Raw genomic sequence first — 20174 nt, forward strand, 5'->3', positions numbered from 1 at the left:
AAAGTTACTTCACTAAAAAACCTGCCCACTTTTTTGGTTTGTAAATTTTTCTCTTTCTTTGCAGCTCTTGCTCGCTTTTAAAGCCTTGCCACTGCTGAACTGGAAAATAAAAACAAAAAAACCACGTATCTTCAACAACTTGCAACTTTGGAGCACTCTTTGCTTTATACGAAAGTATAACGTACAAGGTACACCGTTTAAGCCTATGGCTTTAGAAAGGTTAGCAAAGGAGGTTGAGTATGCGTTCACCAGTAAGTGCAGTAACTATTGTTAAAAATAGAACCGAGAAGCTTTGCAATTTGATTTCGCAGTTGGAGCAATGCTCACCAACGCCAGATGAACTTGTTATTGTGTGGATGGCACCTCCTTCTGACTTGTCCCTCATTCAAAGCGAAAAATTCGATATTGTGCACAAGTTCACTACCCAAGAAGAACTACCAATTGCGAAAGCGCGAAATAAGGGAATGCTGGCGGCTAAGCATGAAAACCTTGTTTACTTAAATGTTGATGCGGTTATATCACCTACCCTTTGTAAAGATGGACTTTTGGCGTTGAAAGACAACACGGTGGTGTTTACTTCGGTCGTCTTTTTACCCAACGAACGCTGTAACAAGCCGTATTCAGACAATTCAAAAAATGAACAGCAAATAGGTTATCTAGCAAGTAACGACGAAACGTTACCAAAAGAGGATAACAACGAAATACCTTCAAGAGATCAGGAAAATAATCATGGAAAGTTTAGTGACGATAGTATTTGTTCTACAGTGTTTTTTATTCGTAAGACAGACTTTCAGAAAACCGGCGGCTTCGATGAAGGCTACGCGGGTTTCGGACTAAACGACGAAGACTTTTTCACCAACTGCCGGGCACTTGGCTACTCATTAGAACAGTTGCCCACCCGCACTTTCGCTCCACAGCGCCCTAATTATCAATGCCCAGTCAATCACTTATTAGACTTTGTACATAATGCACAGCGCTTTCACGCTAAATGGGGCTTCTACCCTTGCACTGAAGTACTCAAAGCTTACGCGGATAAAGGCTTCATCGAGTCAAACTATGAAGAAAAGGGATTGAAGATTATTCAGTTGCCCGAGCAGGAAGATGACTCAATCAAAATAGATACGAGCGGTTCAAGCGCTGCCCCGGCTTCTACGGGATACGAATTCACTTCGTTTCATTCGCCAGCTAAAAATCAAGAGCGTTTAAGCAACACGGCTTAATTTCTTTAAAAGGAATGAGCGGCACTGTTTGAATAGGGAGATATGGAATGTCTTTACTTAAACCCGATCTAACACACCGTTTTTTATCATTTGTAGGGGAAGGTGACTTCCCCTGTGTAGGCGCTAAATCGGCGCTAACTAAGAAGCAAATACACGTTCTGCAATTTGACGATATCTACTGCGAAAGTAATGAACCTGATATCTTGGCTTCAATTCACAAATTCGTGGAAGCATTCAAGCTGAACCGTGATATGTACTCCTCACTTGTGGTTACCTTCGAACAGCCCGATACCATTACCGAAACTGAGTTTGATAAGATTTTATGGGAAAAACTTCAACGTCTTCATGAAGTAGACGCATGCTTAAAAAGTTGGGATAGCAAAGTATCAAGCGATCCGCATAGTGCGCAATTCAGTTTAAGCCTTGGTGGGAAAGGCTTTTTCGTAATTGGATTGCACCCAAATGCCTCTAGAAAGAGCCGCCGTTTTTCTCACCCCGCAATTGTATTTAATTTACACGAACAGTTTGAACTGCTTCGTAAACAACAGAAGTTTGAAGCATTTAGAGATCATATCAGGAAGCGTGATGCCGCCTACTGCGGCAGTAAAAACCCATTGCTTGCTAACCATGGTGAAAGTTCTGAAGTTTATCAATACAGTGGTAAAAAGCACTCAGAAAGCTGGGAGTGCCCCTTTAAACAAGTAGAAAATTAACTCTTAAAATATAAAAGGCACAGTATGAGACAAACAATACAGCCGAGAAGCGGTACTGCATTTACTATCAAGAAAGGTGAACGCCTTAAAGTCATTGACCCTGAAGGGGAACAAGTGGCCGACCTTTATGCCTTTAACGAGCATAATAAGAACGAGTTCATCTCCTCGGGTAGAAGTCTGGATTACAACGAAAGCCTTAAATTTAAAAAAGGCAGTTTGCTTTACTCAAATCAAAGCAACATCATGTTCGAAATTATCGAAGATAAGGTAGAGGATCATGATTTTTTACTAACGCCTTGTAGCGTAGATACCTTCAAACACTTCTACCCCAATGAAGAGCCAGTTCCTGGTTGTCACGGTAACTTAGTTGCCGCTTTTGCTGAATTTGATATTCCAGAGCATCATGTATGCACGACCTTCAATACATTTATGAATGTTGAGGTAGACAGTACGGGTAAAATCGCTGTTTTGCCGCCGAAGTCAAAAGCCGGCGATTACACGATATTTGAAGCTAAAATGGATATGATTGTAGGGTTAACGGCTTGCTCTGCTGGTGAATCTAACAACTTTCGATATAAACCAATACAATTTGAAATAATGCCCGCGAACCCGTTGTAATTCGCGAGCATTATTTTAGCAAATGGAGCGAGCATTATTGTGCTTCTGCGATAGCGCTCGGCTTGCCTTGTTGCCAGTTAAGCCGCATATCCCACTTAAACCGGTGTTCAGGCTTTAATGGTGGTTGCGCTGCATCAATATTACTTAAGACATTGGTTGCCTCGGTAAGCGTAGCATCGCGACCAAACAAATAACTTTGCTCTTTCACTATGGTTAAGTAGGCCTTATTTAACGCGTAAGCGCGTTCTGGCGAAGGCGTGATGATTTCGTACACTGATTTGGCGCGCTGCACTTCTTCCGCTTTAACCATACCTTTTTCGTCAAACCACTTTGCTAGCATTTCGCCGTTTTGACGAAACTCGTCGCCACCGCCTACACGCTCCATGTAGGTAAGGAATTCGCCTTTTTCTTCATTGATATTTGGCACATCTTCGATGGCACGCAAATCAATATACCCCCACCCTGCCTCGCCAGGAACTTTACGGGCAAATGAAAATGTCTGGTCAAAGGTTGACCCTACTGTTTTATGACAGCCGTTACAAAACGCTAGCTCTTGATCGTGTTGCGCACGCAGTTCACCCTGCTCATCTTCAATGAAGCCATTGATTGTCCAACCAAAGCCGTTGTCTATCCCCTTTTCGCCTAGGTAGCGAGTTTGAGGCAGCTTTTCAAAATGTTTATCTTTTGCCTCAGCATAATAGGCAGAAGCTAGGCTTTCTCGGCTTCTAAACATATGCTTTTTCATATAACGCACTTCTTTCATGCGCGGCGCATTATAAATATTCCCGTTATCATCCACGCCAATGTAGCGTACGGTATGCAAAAACTCGGTGCCTTCAGGGTAAAGCATATGAGCCAGAGGTACAGCACTCGCATCACCCACATAATGTGAGGTGCGAACAATTTCAGTTACAGATGGCGACAACTCACCGTCTTGGTTAACGTCTACTTTAATGGCAGTCTCATCTACTGGCGCTACGCTTAGTTTATTAAGCTCCTTTAGCGTCATTTCAACTAGGCTTAGGTTCAATGTGTAAATAGCTTTGTTGTAGTCGCCATTTAGCGTTTGAAAGTTTTCTGGAAGGCGAATCATAGCATCGCCCGTCGACCCGTTGGTCGGCCAGAAAGTACTTGGGAAAGGTTTGTAGTTATATGACACCCATCCGCTGCCATCTTTAGCAAAACCGTCGCCATCAAAGGCTTTGTCAGCGGCGCTCAAGTTTTCAATACGCATGTACTCTGGCATTGCGTGTTTTTTAAGTGAAGCGGTGTAGTTATCTTGCTCTACGTATTTTTTTATTGTGGCATCGTCAATACCCGCTATAAGTGATGTGCGGTCAATAAACAGATTCTTCCAGCTGTTTGTTAGCCCCACATCGGAAAATTCATAGTTGCCTTGCAAGGTACCATCACCCATTTGGTTAGGGCGCTTTTCTATCGAATCGTAACTTTGGTGACATGCGTAACAAGGGTTATTTACGCCTTCTGTTTTGGTATAGCACTGGGGTGGGATAACCGACTCAGGGTTATACACTTCATTATGCTCAATATAGGCAAGAGCGGGAATATCGTCCCCTTCTCGGTATGGGTAGGAATGCGCGCTATCGGCGTCTGTATGTGCAGATGAAGACCCTTTCCCATTAGCAGGGTAAGTACTCGCGCTTACGCCGGCATTTGATTGATTGCTTAAATCAGCACTTGTGCTTTCAGTGCACCCTGCACTGATAAGTAGCGAAAGCAGAATGCCTGCACTTGAGGTTATTTTTAGTATTTTCATAATCATCACAACGGCAAAAGCCGGGTGTGTAAACACCCGGCATATTTTAAATTAAAGAGAAACCTTACTTATCTGCTGGCTCATACATCCACAGCGTGTTGTTCTCTTGGAAACCGTCTTCACCGATAAGAATACGGCCGTCGTTCATAACTACAACGTTGTCTGGTTGAGAAAGCTGCTCAACATCACAACGCTCAGCACCTGTGAGGCTTGAACGGTACGTACCGCCCATCACTACAGGTTCGATACGTGAAATGTTGTAGCCTTCTTCGAGCTTGGCGCGATAAACACCACCGCAATCTTTAACACGGGCAGAAAGCTGCATATCGCCTTCACCATCGATCATCGTGTTATCGATATCTGCAATGCCAATGTAAAGGTATGCATTTTCGACAACTTCACCTTCAATGGTATCAACACCCTCAACAGCTTCTTGCGCACGCTTCTGGTTAATAGAGATACCTTCTAGCTTTCTCCACTCTGCCGTTGCGCCTTTAAGACGAGCAGCCGCACGACTTTCTAGGAATGCAACGCGGTCATCCATTGGCTCACCGGCTGTAACGCTTGAACCGCCCTCTTCAACCGTTGGGTAAGTTGCATCACCATCTGCCCACGCTTGAACGTCTGCCATTGTGATGTAAGAACTTTGGCCATCTACGTAATCGTCGGTACCAATACCGTTGTACTCGTCAATCCATGCGCGAATAGTCATATTGTCACCACTGGCTAGCTCAACCCACTCAACAGCAAACCCTGTAGTTGCTGGGTCATTTTGCCCTGCATCTTGAGTTAGTTTAGCGCCGTAAAGCGTACCTGCAGATAAGTCTTCTGCCGTGTCTGCAACAAACTTAAATAGCACGCCGCCGGTGTCATCTTGAGAAAGATAAACCGTTTTTCCATCAGGCATTACTGTTGAATTTTCGTGCTCGTAACGACCCATAGTGAAGTGCTTAACAATTACCGGCTCATCAGCCAATGGCTCTGTTACTTCTGCAATGTAGCCATAGTTATAAGGGTTTGGCGCATCTGGCGCAGTCATCTGCCACATACGACCTAAGCGTGCATCTGTAGATACTGCTTCTGGGTTATTCCAGTTAGGCGACGTCGTGGTATCTACTTCCGAATCAACTACCCATTCTTCAGAGGTAAGCGGCGTGCCCCAAGGTGACATCGAGCCGAAACAGTTTGCTGCCGTGCCCCATACTGGTGAGAAATCCAGCATCATGGCTTCTGTGACTTCCCACATACCGAATTCATCTTTTTCTACTTTCATGCGGCTCATACCGCCAGGTAGTTCTTCCCAGTTTGAGAACAGGTACCCTTCGCCTTCGGCAGTTGAAATAAAGCCGTTAAAGTCAGGCATATCGTTTTCAAGAACTAGCTCTTCGCCATCGAGTGTGTAGATGTGGCCTAAACCTTCTGGTAGGTCAGAACCAAAGGTATCACCGGTTTGACCTAGCACTTGATACTGACCGATAGCAGAAACAACCAGCTCTTTCTCTTCGTCAGAGCTAGGTACTGGAGAATTTGGTAAAGTAACAGGCAAGTTATTAAAGTTAGCGCCTGCTAGCACACCCACAGTACCTGTATTGATAGGCATGTCGTTAACACTTGTCGTTGCTGCATTCGTACCAGATGGATGCTGTACATTGAAAAACAGGTCGCCTTCATCAGTGAGGAAAATACCCGTTACTTCTGCGCCAAGAGGAACAGTCGCAATACGAGTAAGCGTGCCTGCTGTAGTACCTTCTGGGCCCTGCTCACCCACAGGTCCCTGTTCGCCTGTTGGGCCTTGTTCACCCACTGGACCCTGAACGCCGTCTTCACCATCATCACCCTCTAGTGAGCAGGCAGACATGCCAAGTGTTACTGCTAGTGCAATCGCTGAATACTTAATTCCACGAAGAGTGTCGCTTTTCATTACGGTTCCTTGCTTATACTTGTTTTATAATTAGAGATGAGGAGAGCAGATGGCTTACCTCGTTAAATGGTCTTAGCGGACAAAGAGTGTGGATAAGATTTATGACACTTGGGTGACAAGTTATTGACTCCAACATGAAAGATTTTTGACACAACAACCTGAAAGTAAAAGGGAAAGGAGAGTAAACGTACACGAAGGCGGCGCAGTGCTTAGGGTTATTGAATGTTCAATTAAGAAAGAGTGGTCCACTTAGTCAGTTTATGAATTATTTGTTTCATGGGGCTATCTAAGAGGTTTAACTCGACTCAATACTTGAAAAGTCAATGTCGAGATAGTTAAAGAACGTTACGGAAGATATTAAAAAGAAATGTACGAAGAAGGCAAAGACACAAAAATACACCATAACGATTAAACGGACCTAGAGCCTGTTGATCTTTGCCCTGCATCAAAGATCATCAGGCCACAGCATAAAACAATATTCTACTCGCCAAATTGAGCAATGCCGCTCAATTTAAAATGGTAAGCGGATGACTATACATTTTTAATTTATTAACCAAATAATCTTCGAATTGCTTGGCAGTTTGTATATCGGTGCTTCGCTTGGGCCAAACCGCAAGAATTTTATAGTCAAAAGCGGTTGAAGGTTTAAACAACACAAGGTGGTCATGTTCACCCTCAAATACCTTTTCGGCCTGATCTAGCCGGTAAACAAGGGCCAATCCTAAGTCGTCATTATCTGCCAAGATACTTTGAGCCCCCCAAGTAGCTATCACGCCCCAATCGCCGTGCTCGGCTTTAATCACCTGCATTCCATCATGCGCCACTAAACCTGCGACAATATTATCCGAAGGCTCTGATACAGAAACACTGATATGGGTCGTTGGGTCGAACGCATCAATTCGATAGTGCGTGGTAACGTCGATGCTGTCCGCTTTCGCATCAGACGATGTCCACCCTTCGTAGCCAACCTCGAACTCAGCCCGCAACTGAGAATTCGATACCAATTGGTATTGTGTATTCTCTACATGCTGAAAATGCATGACTGTCTGCGTTGAGGAGTCTTGGGTTTCTTGTTCTATTAATCGACCTAGTGCACCCACTCCCAACGATTTGCCAACTTTAAGCGCGTCTCCGCCCCACGAAGATAAAGTGTGATAGCTATCATAGCCGTCTTGCCCAACTTCGGGTAACACTACACTGTCATCAGTTTTCACAAAGACATCTATTGCGTTGCGCCAATCTAGATAAAGGCGATAGCCCATTTGATCAGACTCCCAACCAGGCCCTTCGTAACGCAAAAAGTAAGAATGATCGGTTAACTGAGGTGGTGACGTAAACGAAGTGACTTCTTTAAACGAAAAGCCTTCAGCGCTATAAGCTGTATCTTGCCACTCTCCTCCCGTTCTTACTGAAAGTTCCGCGTGCGCTCTGTCTTGAACATTATTATTTGAATTTTGCTTGGGTGGTAAAAGTTCCAACGATATGCTCTTGCCTGGCACTATAGATGCCGCACCTAAAAGCACCGCTTTCCCTTCATCATTTTCTATCCATTCTGAAGGGTGTTGCTTTAACTTCCAGCCTGCATATTGCGGAGGCAGTGAAATTTCGAAAACTTGCTTCCCGTCACCACCGTTTGCTGGATTTTTGACCTTAACAGACACAGCAGAATTTAAATCCCCTTGTGAGCAACTTGCCAATAATGGCACCAAAATTAGACCTATCTTACTCAATTTAATCACTTTTATGCTCTCCATTGGTTGTTAACGCGCTGAACTAATTTACGATATTTGTAAACAATATATTGACAATTGCCACCGGTGGCAATTATTTTAAATTTTGTTAACGAGATATTTCAACTTAGTATATCGATGAAAGTCAGGCATTTGATAACGCAGATGGTAGAGGTGAATTACATGGTCAATTTCAGCCTAGAAGGTAAGACAGCATTAGTGACAGGCGCAAGCAGAGGTATAGGTCAAGCGCTTGCCTTAGCACTCGCCACTTCAGGTGCGTTTGTCATCTGCGCGAGCTCTCGACCAGGTGGCTGTGATGAGACATTACGTAAAATTCAAAGTAAAGGCGGGCAAGCAATGGCACTAGATGGTGACCTCGCCGATGCCAACGCTGTGGTTAAACTTGCCGAAGATGCGTTGAGCGTTAAAGGTCATATCGACATCCTGCTCAATAACGGTGGCACTATTTTCAGAGCGCCCGCCACCGACTTTCCTTTTGACGAATGGAGAAACGTACTTGCGGTCAACATCGATTCAGCTTTCCTACTTTGCCAAGCTATTGGCAAGAAGATGGTAGAGCGCGAGCAAGGCAAGATCATCAACATTGCCTCAATGTTGAGTTATACGGGCGGTATTACTGTTCCTGCCTACACTGCGAGCAAACATGCGATTGCCGGATTAACAAAAGCGCTGGCGAATGAATGGGGACAGCACAATGTCCAGGTAAACGCTATTGCCCCAGGTTATATCAAAACCGATAACACCCAAGCGCTGCAAGATGATGAAAAACGCAGTGCTGAAATTTGTGCACGCATTCCAGCTAACCGCTGGGGAGAAAGCGACGATTTAGCAGGGGCAGCAGTATTTCTTGCGAGCGCAGCAAGCAACTATGTTAACGGCCATATCCTTGCGGTCGACGGCGGCTTTTTAGCACGCTAGTGACTAACAAGGGTCACAGCCCTGAGCGATGAAGAAGCCTTGAGCAAACAAATAGCCCTGAGCGATAAGATAGCCCTGAGCAAACAAATTGACTTGAGCAGCAAAACAACGATGAATGGGAAAAAAGTCATGAATGAAAAAATAGACACACGATACGCCATAGGCCGTAAAGAGGCCAACGCTTACAATACGCAAGAACTGCGCGACGCTTTTTTGGTCGACACCCTAATGACAGAGGGCAAAGTCGTATGGATATACACCCATTACGAACGCTTTATGCTTGGAAGCGCCGTACCTACAACGAGTCCATTGACGCTAGAAACCATTGAAGATCAGTTAAAAATGCCCTTCTTTACCGCTCGTCGCGAAGTAGGTGTAATAAACATCGGCGGTCCGGGCACCATTACTGTTTCAGGCACGACTTACCATTTAGATAACGAAGAAGCCCTATATATCGGCCAGGGCATTGAAGAAGTAATATTTGAGTCAGACAGCGCCTCTAATCCCGCCAAATACTATTTGAATTCAGCGCCGGCTCATCACGCCTATCCATGCAAAAAAATAGGTAGTGCAGACGCGAATGTTCTCCATTTAGGTAGCCAAGAAACGTCAAATCAGCGCGATATTAAACAATTGCTTATCAATACTGTTGTTGATACCTGTCAGCTTCAGATGGGACTGACGCGACTGCATACCGGTTCTGTCTGGAACACTATGCCAGCTCATCAACACGACAGACGCAATGAAGTGTACTTTTACTTCGATATGGACAGCGAAAGCAGAGTATGTCACTTCATGGGTGAACCACAGGAGACCCGCCACATTTTCATTGCGAATGAAGAAGCTGTGGTATCGCCACCTTGGTCAATTCACTGTGGTGTGGGTACAGGAAGCTATGCGTTTATCTGGGGAATGGCAGGTGAAAACCTAGATTACGATGATATGGATAAGTTTCCGCCTTCACAGTTGCGTTAAGCAGCCCTGCTCTAAATTAGGTGTAATAATTATGTTGCGGTATATAAAACTCACACTGTCTGCTACTGCGCTGTTGCTAACAGGGGCGTGTTCGCAAAATGAATTGCAAGGCGAGGTCACCGTATTGCGTTTGGGGCATACGTTGGACACGCAACACTCTGTGCATAAGGCTATGGAATACCTTGGAGAGCGACTCGATTACTATTCTGACGGTACAATGAGTGTGGTTATTTATCCGAGCAGCCAGCTGGGCACCGAGCGAGAAATGGTAGAACTGTTGCAAATTGGCTCACTTGCCATGACGAAGGTGTCTGCAAGCCCCCTAGAAGGGTTTGCTCCTGAAATGAAGATATTCAGTATTCCCTACATTTTTCGCGATAATGATCATTTTTGGCGAGTGTTGAACAGCGACTTAGGCGACCAATTGCTATCTGGTATTGAAGATTTTCGACTAAAAGGTCTCGGCTATTACGATGCGGGAAGCCGTAGCTTTTATACCAACGACAAACCTATAGAGACACCAAGCGATCTGAACGGGCTAAAAATTCGCGTGCTAAATAGCCCCACTGCAGTAGCAACAGTTCGCGCACTGGGTGGAGCAGCAACGCCCGTCTCTTGGGGAGAGCTGTACACAGCGCTTCAGCAAGGTGTTGTGGATGGTGCTGAGAATAACCCACCTAGCTACTACCTCTCTCGTCATTATGAAATTGCTCGGTATTACAGCCTTGATGAGCATACGAGCGTGCCAGATGTCATGCTGGCATCGCTGCCGGTATGGGAAAGTTTGAATGAACAGCAGCAAACGTGGCTAACCAAAGCAATGGAAGACTCTGTTGAATACCAACGCGAACTTTGGAAAACATCTACGCAAAAATCTTTAGAAAAGGTAAAAGCCGAAGGCGTCACAGTTATTACGCCTGACAAAGCGCCTTTCGTTGAAGCGGTAAAGCCTTTTCATAAGAGCTTTGAAGACACGCCTATTGGCGACTTAATTACGCAAATAAAAGCGATGTAACAATGACAATAATACGCCTTATCGATAAAGCCTTAGCCGGCACACTTATAGTTGCCATGGTAAGTATTTTACTTACCGTGATTTGGCAAGTGGTCTCACGTTACGTACTTAAAGACCCCGCATCAATCACCGAAGAATTATCTAGGTTCATACTTATTTGGATTGGTATTTTAGGTGCGGCTTATGCGTATCGTCAAAACGCGCATTTAGGTTTCAACCTAATTGTTGAGCGTCAATCGCGTAAAGTGAAACGCCTTTTACTTACCTGCGTTGAAATTATCGTCATTATTTTTTGTGTTTTAGTGATGGTATACGGCGGCTCCGAGCTTGTATCTCTCACCTTAGAATTGGAACAAATCTCGGCGGCACTTGGCATTAAAATGGGCCTTATTTATAGCGTGCTTCCCCTGTCTGGTGGCCTCATTATTGCCTACGCACTGGTCAACATTACAACGCTTTGGCGAAACAACAATAAGGGAACAGCGTAATGGAACTGACCGGTATTATCTTAGTCGTCGCTTTTTTCGTACTTCTTCTTTTAAATGTGCCAATTTCAATCAGTATTGGTGTCGCCACGCTGCTTGCTATGGTAATGAGCATGGATATCGCCCCTGCTACTATCACCATTGCGCAGCGTATGGCAGGTGGTCTTAATAGCTTTGCACTATTGGCAATCCCATTTTTTGTTTTATCTGGCCTTATCATGGGACGCGGCGGGATAGCCAAGCGATTAATTGAATGTGCAATGGCGCTTATTGGTGCGCTTCCCGGTGGTTTAGCCTTGGTGAATGTTGTTTCTTGCATGCTTTTTGGTGCAATTTCAGGGTCTGCGGTAGCGACTACGTCTGCTATTGGCAGCTTCATGTTGCCCGAAATGAAAAAAGCGGGCTACGAGCCGAATTTTAGTGCCGCAGTCACTGCAGCTGCATCAACCACAGGCATGTTAATTCCACCAAGTAATATCTTAATTGTATACGCAATCGCTAGCGGTGGCGTATCCATCGCCGCCCTTTTTATGGCTGGCTATATCCCAGGCATTATGGTGGGTTTAGCGCTAATGCTAGTGTGCTTTGTCTATGCAAAAATGAAGGGATACCCGCTGTCGCCACGACTTCCTTTTAAACTAGTTGTCGAAAAAACTATCGCAGCACTCCCTTCCCTGTTCCTCATATTCTTAGTGATTGGCGGCATTGTAGGCGGCGTTTTTACCGCTACTGAAGCGGGAGCCATTGCGGTAGTTTACTCATTGCTGTTAGCTGTGGTGTTTTATAAAGAAGTAGAAGCGAAAGCCTTACCCGATATATTCTTAAAAGCAGCGGAAACAACAGCAATTGTAATGCTGCTTATCGCGGCTTCAACCGCGATGTCATGGCTTTTATCGTTTGAAAATATCCCGCAAACTTTAAGTAATGCACTGTTATCGATAAGCGATAACCCATTACTCATTCTTCTTCTTATCAACTTGTTACTCATTGTGGTTGGTGCATTCTTGGATATGACACCTGCCGTACTTATTTTTACGCCCATATTTTTACCAGTGGCGCTAGAGCTTGGTATGAGCGAGTTGCAGTTTGGCATCATGCTAGTACTCAACCTATCTATTGGATTATGCTCACCGCCCGTAGGCGCGGTACTTTTTATTACCTGTGCTATTGCTAAAACCAAACTTGAGAACATCATAAGACCGCTCATTCCTTTGTATGTGGCTATGTTCGTGGTTCTCATGTTAGTTACCTATGTTTCTTGGTTTAGCGAAGCATTGCCACGAGCGTTAGGGTTCTAGTAACGTTAAATTATAAAACTGGGTAGATGTGGTTGCATTTATTGTGACCGCACTACCCTTCAAGAATAAATAACAAGAACATGTTGCTACAAATTGTGTGGTAATATTGAAAATAACAACGACTTAGCGCAGAAAGAATAGAGAACTATGAACAAGCGCCCGACTATCAATGATGTTGCAGCCCTTGCAGGGGTATCAAAGCGTACCGTGTCGCGTGTGATTAACGGCGCAACCAATGTAGGTAAAACAACACGTGAGCGCATTGAAGCTGTCATTCAAGAAACGGGCTTTGCCCCCGACAAGCAAGCGCGAGGTTTAAGTACTAGCCGCTCTTATTTGATAGGCTTGATTTATGACAACCCCGATGCCTTGTATATCGACCAAGTACAAAGAGGTGTGTTGAGCATATGTTCTCAAAAGGGCTACGAATTAGTCGTTCACCCTTGCCGCTACAACGCAGATGGTTTTGTAGAAAACTGCGTCAATTTTGTACGTCGTTCGAACATTGATGGCGTCATCATACTGCCACCGGTATCCGAGTCTAAGCTTTTAGCAGACGCACTGCAGCAAAAGAGCATAAACTATGTTCGAATGGCGTCAGTAGATTTAGATGACCATCAAAATATCGTAGTCAGTGACGACAGAGCTGCGCTTTGCGACCTAGCCCGTTATATGGTATCACTGGGCCATAAAGATATTGGTATTATCAGCGGTCCACAACAATACTATTCCTCAAAAGAGCGTTTGGAAGGCTTTGTTGAGACGCTTAACGGTTTAGGAGTCGATGTACCTAAAAACAGAGTAATTGAAGGTAAAAACAGCTTCGAAAGCGGTATAGAATGCGCGCGTCAATTGCTTATTCAGTCGCCACGAGTTAAAGCTATTTTTGCAAACAACGATGAAATGGCAGCAGGCGTATTGAAAGTGGCTCATGAAATGGGCATTACCGTGCCAGACGAGCTCTCCGTCGCAGGGTTTGACGACAACTTGCTCGCCGCTCGCGTGATCCCTGCCCTTACTACGGTTCAACGTCCTGTTGGTGATATGGCAGCTATCGCAGCGCGTAAAATCATTGCTCATATCGAAGGCAATGAAGTCAGTGAATCTGAAACCTATTTAGTTAAGCCCCACTTAATTATTCGCGATTCCATCAAAAAAGTGTGATTTTTTATAAAGAAGTGTTGCTTACACTTCCATTTCATCCTAATATGCCACCGGTGGCACAACAATGGACGAGAATGTTAAAAACAAAAAATTTGTAAGCAGAGCGTAAAAAACATTTCTAATTTTTCGCTCTTTCAAATACCCGGTGCTCATTTAACAACGTTTGGCAGTTAAGTAAGCCGTTAAGATAAAGCAGGACTTGGAATGAACGTTAAAACACAACTAGTAAAAGTGCATAATAACGATAACGTTGCGGTCGCAACCTGCCCTGTCGAGGCTGGTACCTACATCACTGAATATGACATTACAGTTCGCCAAGACATTCCCGCCGGCCATAAGGTTGCTTTAACCACCATTTCAGATGGTGACAACATTGTAAAATATGGTTTCAGCATTGGTGCAGCAACAAGCCAAATAAACGCCGGTGAACATGTTCACAGCCACAACGCAAAGACTAAGTTAAAAGGCACAGAACAATACGTTTACGCCCCGTCAAACTCCGCATCGAAGCAAACACATTCTACTTCTGGGTTACAGTTCATGGGCTACAGAAGAGAAAATGGAAAAGTGGGTATTCGCAATGAAGTGTGGATCATAAATACCGTGGGTTGTGTAAACCGTACTGCGGACCGAATTGCTGATGAATGTAACCGTCGTTTCGCCAGCGAATGCGAAGGTTTCCGCGCATTCACCCACCCTTTTGGCTGCTCTCAGCTTGGCGATGATTTAGATGACACGCGCACTATCTTAGCCTCTCTCGCATCTCACCCGAACGCTGGTGCGGTGTTAGTTGTGGGACTTGGATGTGAAAACAACCAGCTAAAAAACCTACTACCTCACGTAGATAAACCTGAAAATCGCATTCGCTTTTATAACGCACAAGAAGTGGTAGACGAGTTAGAAGAAGGGGTAAACGCGGTTTACGACTTGCTAAAAGTAATGGCTAATGACAAACGTGAGCCCATTGACGCAAGTGAACTCACGTTAGGTATGAAATGCGGTGGTAGTGACGCTTTTAGCGGTATCACTGCCAACCCAACAGTAGGGCGTGTTACCGATTTAATGTGTAATCTAGGCGGCTCGGTCATTTTAACAGAAACGCCAGAAATGTTTGGTGCCGAACAGCTCTTAATGAATCGCGCTAAAAACAAAGACGTATTTGAAGCATTTAACTCGCTGATTGATGAGTTTAAGAACTACTTTATCGCCCACAACCAACCTATTTACGAAAACCCGTCTCCAGGTAATAAAGCAGGCGGTTTGACCACGCTAGAGGAAAAGTCACTCGGCGCGGTTCAAAAAGGTGGAACGTCTACTATTCAGTCTATCTTGCAATATGGCGAGCCCAAGCAAGATAAAGGCTTAAGTTTATTACAAGCACCTGGTAACGATGCCGTTAGCTCAACGGCGCTGGCAGCATCAGGGGCACATATCGTTTTATTCACCACAGGCCGAGGCACGCCCCTTGGTTTTCCTGTACCCACAGTTAAGATATCGTCAAATACAGATATCGCTAATAAGAAGCCACATTGGATAGATTTTAACGCTGGACAAGTTCTAGAAGGCGTATCTATCGATAAGTGTGCCGAAGCGCTACTCCAACACTGCTTGGCAGTGGCATCTGGTCAACAAACCTGCAACGAGAAAAATGGCAGCCATGAGATTGCTATTTGGAAACGTGGCGTCACCCTCTAAAAGAGAGCGTTATGGAATCGATTTTATTACATGAAGATAGACTTTTTCCTGCCGATGAAGCAACTCGTACTGTTGCAAAGGCTTTGTATAAGGAAATTCGGGATCTCCCTATCATAAGTCCGCATGGCCATACTGACCCACGTTGGTTTGCACAAAACAATAATTTCACCAATGCAACCGAGCTATTTATCACGCCTGATCACTATGTGTTCAGAATGCTGTATAGCCAAGGCATTAAATTAACCGATATCGGTGTACCACGTTGGGATGGCGGCGAGACGGAAAAGGATCCACGTAAAATCTGGAAGCTTCTGGCAGATAACTATCACCTGTTTGCTGCCACACCGTCCCGTTTGTGGTTAGACACTGTATTTCATGATGTGTTTGGTTTGCGAGAGATGCTATGTAGCGACAACGCAACGCATTATTACGACCATATTACCGCGCAGCTTCAAGGGGATGACTTTAAGCCTCGCGCCTTGATGGACCGCTTCAATATTGAAGTGATTGCTACCACCGAAGGTGCGCTTGATGCCCTTCCCCATCACGCAGCGATTAAAGATACACCGTGGGCAAAGCGGGTTATTACCACCTTTAGACCTGATGATGTAGTCGATGCTTCACGCGAAGATATTGTTTCAAACATTGAGAAACTGGGTGAGCTCACCGGTGAAGACACTGCAACCTGGCAGGGCTACCTGAATGCAATTCGTGCACGACGTGCCGTCTTTAGAGAGCACGGGGCGACAGCAACCGATCACGGACACCCAACGGCGAACACAGCTGATTTAAGTGAAGCTGAGTGTATTGCTTTATTCGATAAAGTAAGAAGTGGAAACAGTAACGCTGAAGAGCAAGAGCTATTTAGAGCGCAAATGCTTACCGAATTAGCGGGAATGAGTGTAGAAGACGGCATGGTGATGCAAATTCACCCTGGTTCGTTTAGAAACCACAATAGTCAGCTGTTTACACAGTTTGGTCGCGATAAAGGCCACGACATTCCAATGCAAACAGATTTTGTTAAAGCGCTTCGCCCGTTACTCGGTAAATACGGTAACGAGCCTAACCTCGACATTATTCTATTTACATTAGATGAAACCACGTACAGCCGTGAATTAGCGCCACTTGCAGGCCACTACCCTTGCCTGAAACTCGGTCCTTCTTGGTGGTTCCATGATAGCCCTGAAGGCATGTTGCGCTTTAGACAGCAAGTGACAGAAACCGCAGGTTTCTTCAATACGGTTGGTTTTAACGACGATACGCGCGCGTTCTTGTCTATACCTGCACGTCATGATGTTGCCAGACGCATTGATTGTCGCTTCCTTGCACAGCTAGTTGTGGAGCACCGCATCAGCGAAACAGAAGCGGCCAGCATTGCAAGAAAACTCACTTATGATTTTGCTAAACAAGCGTACAAACTGGGGTGATCATGACAAAGCCGTTATCAATTTCAACGCTACCTCTTTTAAGTGACAGCGTAAGTAAACCAAATTACGATCTGGAAGCAACTGGTTGTGGCATTGTGCATATTGGTCCAGGCGCCTTTCACCGTGCACACCAAGCGTATTATACCGAAAAGGCGCTGGCTTATGGCGGTGACTGGCGCATTCACGGTGTGTCAATGCGCAGCGCATCACTTAAAGAAGCGTTAGCTACGCAAGACAACCTGTATGCTTTGTGTATTGTTGACAACGAGCCTGAAACTCACATTATTGGCGCAATTAAGACCCTTTCTACATTAGCACATGATCGTGAAGACATTGTTGCTGCGCTGGTAAACAAGCAAACTAAAATTGTGACGCTTACCGTGACAGAAAAGGGCTATTGCCTTAATGCGCAAGGCCATCTAGATACTGATCATCCGGATATTAAAGCTGATTTGGTCACGCCAGAAACACCGGTAAGTGCAGTTGGCCTAATTGTGCAAGCGCTAGCACAACGTAAGCAGGCAGGCTATGCAGATATTACCATTATCAGCTGTGACAACGTGTCAGACAACGGTAAAAAGCTGCAAAAAGCGGTGACCGAGTTCGCCAACAAAACGGATGAATCACTCGGTCAATGGATCAGCGAGAACATCGCCTTCCCCTGTACTATGGTCGACAGCATCACGCCTGCAACTGAAGACAGCTTTAAAGCTAATGTTGCCAATGAACTGGGTCTAACCGATAACTGGCCTATTCAGCGTGAGACATATACTCAATGGGTGGTTGAAGATAATTTTTCTGGCCCACGACCTGCTTGGGATAAAGTTGGCGTTACTTTTACTCATGATGTGAGCTTCTTTGAAAAAGCTAAGCTTCGCATTCTAAACGGCACACATTCTACACTGGCCTACATAGGGTTATTGCTTGGCAAGGAAACCGTATTCGACGCAATGCGTACCCCAGCCATAAAGCAACTGATTCAAACCATGTTGAAAGAAGAAATTGTGCCGTCTCTATCCAGTGATAACGAGAATGCCGATAGCGGAACTCAAGACTTCGATCTGAACGCTTACGCACAAGACATTGTTAAGCGCTATGATAATAAGCATATTCGCCACCTGTTATCGCAAATTGCTTGGGACGGGTCACAGAAAATCCCATTTCGAATTCTCGACACAGTACGCGATAACCTAAAAGCAAAACGAAACATTGATTTGCTCTGCAGTGCCGTTGCGGCATGGTGCCTATTTGTAAACAACAAGGCACGTTTAAACGAAACTATCACCGACCCGCTAGATAGTATGTTAAGGGCTACAGCAAAATCAGTAGACTTTCAGGCAATAGAACTTGCAAAAAAATTGCTATCTCTTGAAATCATGTTCGCCGAACTGTCGGTAAACACTACGTTCAAAGATAAAGTGCTCGAAAAAGTTGATCAGCTGCTTAACATTTTATCGCACGAAAACAGCAACGAAAGTCAGCAAGGTTCTGCTCCCACTACGTTAACAGAAAGTTCGCTAGATTCACTAAAAGGAACCGCGTGATGAAAAGTACCTTTTCCATGCTTAAAGGCGCCCCATTGCTCCCTATTATTCAGCCTAAATCTGTTGACGAGGGGCTTCACCTAGCAGAAGCAATTGCAAATAGCGGCCTGTGCAACATAGAAGTAGTGAAACGCAGCGACGCAGCATTCGAAGCCCTGTCAGCGATTAGAAAACAGTTTCCTGAACTCGTTGTGGGTATGGGCACATTGTTAAATCGCAACCACGTATTTGAAGCGTTGAATGCAGGCGCGCAATTTTTGATAACGCCCACAAGCTCAGAAGCGTTGCTCGATACTCTGATTGCTTCTAATGCACCCTTTTTGCCTGGCGTCGCTACGCCTGCCGATATTCTTTTGGCGCACCAAAAAGGCATTCGCGAGATGAAGTTCTTTCCTGCGAGTCTTAGCGGCGGAACCCCTTTTCTTAAAGCGATTTCAAGTGTATTTAGCGATGTTTGCTTCTGCCCTACCGGCGGCATTAATGGCGACAACGCGAATGAGTATCTCTCGCTTGGCAATGTTCGAGCAGTAGGCGGTACATGGATGATGCCGAAGGCAGCCATTGACGCAAAAAATTGGCAAGCTATAACTTTGGCATGTCAACAAAGCCTCACATTGTTTGATGAGGCTGCGGCATGAGCATAGTTGATACCAACCAAAGAATGGTTATTTTTGGCGAGTGCATGGTAGAGCTTCGAAGCACTCAGCGTGAGTCATCAGTTAGTACGCGCGATGAAAACGCAGATAATAATATGATGGCGAAAAGCTTTGCTGGCGACACGTACAACACTGCGGTTTATTTAAAACGCTGCTTGCCTTCATCTTCCATTAGTTACTTAACGGCGATCGGCGCAGACTTTTTAAGCGATGGGCTGCTGTTTAAAATGGGTGAGCACGAAATAAACACTGATTTAGTATTTCGCTCGTCGTCGCGTAATCTCGGTTTGTATATGATCCGCAACGACAATGAAGGTGAAAGAACCTTTGCCTATTGGCGTAACCAGTCTGCTGCAACTCAAACGCTTAATATAATGAACGGCGCTGAATTTACGTGTGACTGGTTTTACTTGAGCGGTATCTCTATTGCTATTTTAGATGACGAACAGCGCACTACGCTTTTCGAACTAATTTCATCCCTCAAGGCCAAAGGCAGTAAGATCGCCTTTGATCCTAATTATCGAGCTCGCCTTTGGTCATCTCAAGAAGATGCCAAGTACTGGACGGGTAAGGCTTATGACGAAGCAGATTTAGCGTTCCCAGGTGCTGACGACCATTTAATGCTGTTTGGCCACACTAATGCTGATGAAATATTTAGCTATTTAGCCAACAAACAGATTGAAGAAATCGTTATGAAAAACGGGGCAGTTGGCGTTCATATACTCCGTCAACATGAACAATGTATTGTGCCTGTTGAGCGTGTTGAACAGGTGGTTGATACAACGGCTGCTGGCGATGCATTTAATGGCGGTTATATGGCAGCTCGACTTGCAGGTAGAAAGCCTGTTGAAAGCGCGAGCTATGGAGCAAAAGTGGCAGCCACCGTAATAACCTACCCAGGTGCCATTATATCAAGTGATGCCTTTACAAATCACATACCGTCGCTATAGTCGGTATGTGACCTTCCCTTTTCTCTTTTGTCTTCCCTCCTCCT

The 20174-nt window shown here is 45.0% G+C and carries 17 protein-coding genes; 14 read left to right on the forward strand and 3 right to left on the reverse strand.

From position 1 onward, the window contains the following. Nucleotides 1–239 precede the first annotated feature (239 nt). Genes ACXAGK_RS16025 through ACXAGK_RS16035 form a run of 3 tightly spaced genes read left to right on the forward strand, consistent with a single transcriptional unit; the run spans nt 240 to nt 2551 of the window. Nucleotides 240–1220 (forward strand): glycosyltransferase family 2 protein, encoded by a 981-nt coding sequence (locus ACXAGK_RS16025; protein ID WP_474856986.1) that lies wholly within the window; start codon nt 240–242, stop codon nt 1218–1220. A gap of 47 nt (nt 1221–1267) precedes the next feature. Then, nucleotides 1268–1933 (forward strand): guanitoxin biosynthesis heme-dependent pre-guanitoxin N-hydroxylase GntA, encoded by a 666-nt coding sequence (gntA, locus tag ACXAGK_RS16030; protein WP_474806191.1) that lies wholly within the window; start codon nt 1268–1270, stop codon nt 1931–1933. Between the two features lie 24 nt (nt 1934–1957). Then, nucleotides 1958–2551 (forward strand): DUF1989 domain-containing protein, encoded by a 594-nt coding sequence (locus tag ACXAGK_RS16035; RefSeq protein ID WP_474856987.1) that lies wholly within the window; start codon nt 1958–1960, stop codon nt 2549–2551. 34 nt (nt 2552–2585) lie between these two features. On the opposite strand, the gene ACXAGK_RS16040 is transcribed toward ACXAGK_RS16035, so the two are convergent. The 3 genes from ACXAGK_RS16040 to ACXAGK_RS16050 form a co-directional block, all read right to left on the reverse strand. Further along, nucleotides 2586–4328, reverse strand: coding sequence for a hypothetical protein (locus ACXAGK_RS16040; protein WP_474856988.1), 1743 nt, complete (start codon nt 4326–4328; stop codon nt 2586–2588). A gap of 64 nt (nt 4329–4392) precedes the next feature. Beyond that, on the reverse strand, nt 4393–6249 hold the full coding sequence (locus ACXAGK_RS16045) for an alkaline phosphatase PhoX (RefSeq protein ID WP_474856989.1): 1857 nt from the start codon (nt 6247–6249) through the stop codon (nt 4393–4395). A 506-nt stretch (nt 6250–6755) separates the two neighbouring features. Then, nucleotides 6756–7988, reverse strand: coding sequence for a DUF4861 family protein (locus ACXAGK_RS16050; RefSeq protein WP_474856990.1), 1233 nt, complete (start codon nt 7986–7988; stop codon nt 6756–6758). A gap of 174 nt (nt 7989–8162) precedes the next feature. On the opposite strand from ACXAGK_RS16050, the gene kduD reads away from it, so the two are divergent. The 11 genes from kduD (at nt 8163) to ACXAGK_RS16105 (ending at nt 20130) form a co-directional block, all read left to right on the forward strand. Then, nucleotides 8163–8921, forward strand: coding sequence for a 2-dehydro-3-deoxy-D-gluconate 5-dehydrogenase KduD (gene kduD / locus ACXAGK_RS16055; protein ID WP_474856991.1), 759 nt, complete (start codon nt 8163–8165; stop codon nt 8919–8921). 129 nt (nt 8922–9050) lie between these two features. After that, nucleotides 9051–9896 (forward strand): 5-dehydro-4-deoxy-D-glucuronate isomerase, encoded by an 846-nt coding sequence (gene kduI, locus ACXAGK_RS16060; protein WP_474856992.1) that lies wholly within the window; start codon nt 9051–9053, stop codon nt 9894–9896. 31 nt (nt 9897–9927) lie between these two features. Further along, on the forward strand, nt 9928–10911 hold the full coding sequence (locus ACXAGK_RS16065; RefSeq protein ID WP_474856993.1) for a TRAP transporter substrate-binding protein: 984 nt from the start codon (nt 9928–9930) through the stop codon (nt 10909–10911). A gap of 2 nt (nt 10912–10913) precedes the next feature. Further along, nucleotides 10914–11399, forward strand: a complete 486-nt coding sequence (locus ACXAGK_RS16070) for a TRAP transporter small permease (RefSeq protein ID WP_474806174.1) — start codon at nt 10914–10916, stop codon at nt 11397–11399. Then, nucleotides 11399–12694 (forward strand): TRAP transporter large permease, encoded by a 1296-nt coding sequence (locus ACXAGK_RS16075; protein WP_474856994.1) that lies wholly within the window; start codon nt 11399–11401, stop codon nt 12692–12694. Before ACXAGK_RS16070 ends, ACXAGK_RS16075 begins: the two co-directional genes overlap by 1 nt. A 147-nt stretch (nt 12695–12841) precedes the next feature. Continuing rightward, entirely contained in the window at nt 12842–13858 is a 1017-nt protein-coding gene (locus ACXAGK_RS16080; RefSeq protein ID WP_474856995.1) for a LacI family DNA-binding transcriptional regulator, read from the forward strand. Between the two features lie 204 nt (nt 13859–14062). Then, on the forward strand, nt 14063–15553 hold the full coding sequence (locus ACXAGK_RS16085) for a UxaA family hydrolase (protein WP_474856996.1): 1491 nt from the start codon (nt 14063–14065) through the stop codon (nt 15551–15553). A gap of 11 nt (nt 15554–15564) precedes the next feature. Beyond that, a complete protein-coding gene (uxaC, locus tag ACXAGK_RS16090; RefSeq protein WP_474856997.1) occupies nt 15565–16980 on the forward strand; it encodes a glucuronate isomerase in 1416 nt (471 codons plus the stop codon). Nucleotides 16981–16982: 2 nt separating this feature from the next. After that, nucleotides 16983–18524: a mannitol dehydrogenase family protein gene (locus ACXAGK_RS16095; RefSeq protein WP_474856998.1), complete on the forward strand. Its 1542-nt coding sequence runs from the start codon at nt 16983–16985 to the stop codon at nt 18522–18524. Beyond that, on the forward strand, nt 18524–19162 hold the full coding sequence (gene eda, locus ACXAGK_RS16100) for a bifunctional 4-hydroxy-2-oxoglutarate aldolase/2-dehydro-3-deoxy-phosphogluconate aldolase (RefSeq protein ID WP_474856999.1): 639 nt from the start codon (nt 18524–18526) through the stop codon (nt 19160–19162). Before ACXAGK_RS16095 ends, eda begins: the two co-directional genes overlap by 1 nt. Beyond that, nucleotides 19159–20130, forward strand: coding sequence for a sugar kinase (locus ACXAGK_RS16105; protein WP_474857000.1), 972 nt, complete (start codon nt 19159–19161; stop codon nt 20128–20130). The genes eda and ACXAGK_RS16105 overlap by 4 nt, the downstream gene beginning before the upstream one ends. Nucleotides 20131–20174 lie beyond the last annotated feature (44 nt).

The organism is Alteromonas sp. ABM1_013 (assembly GCF_056160505.1).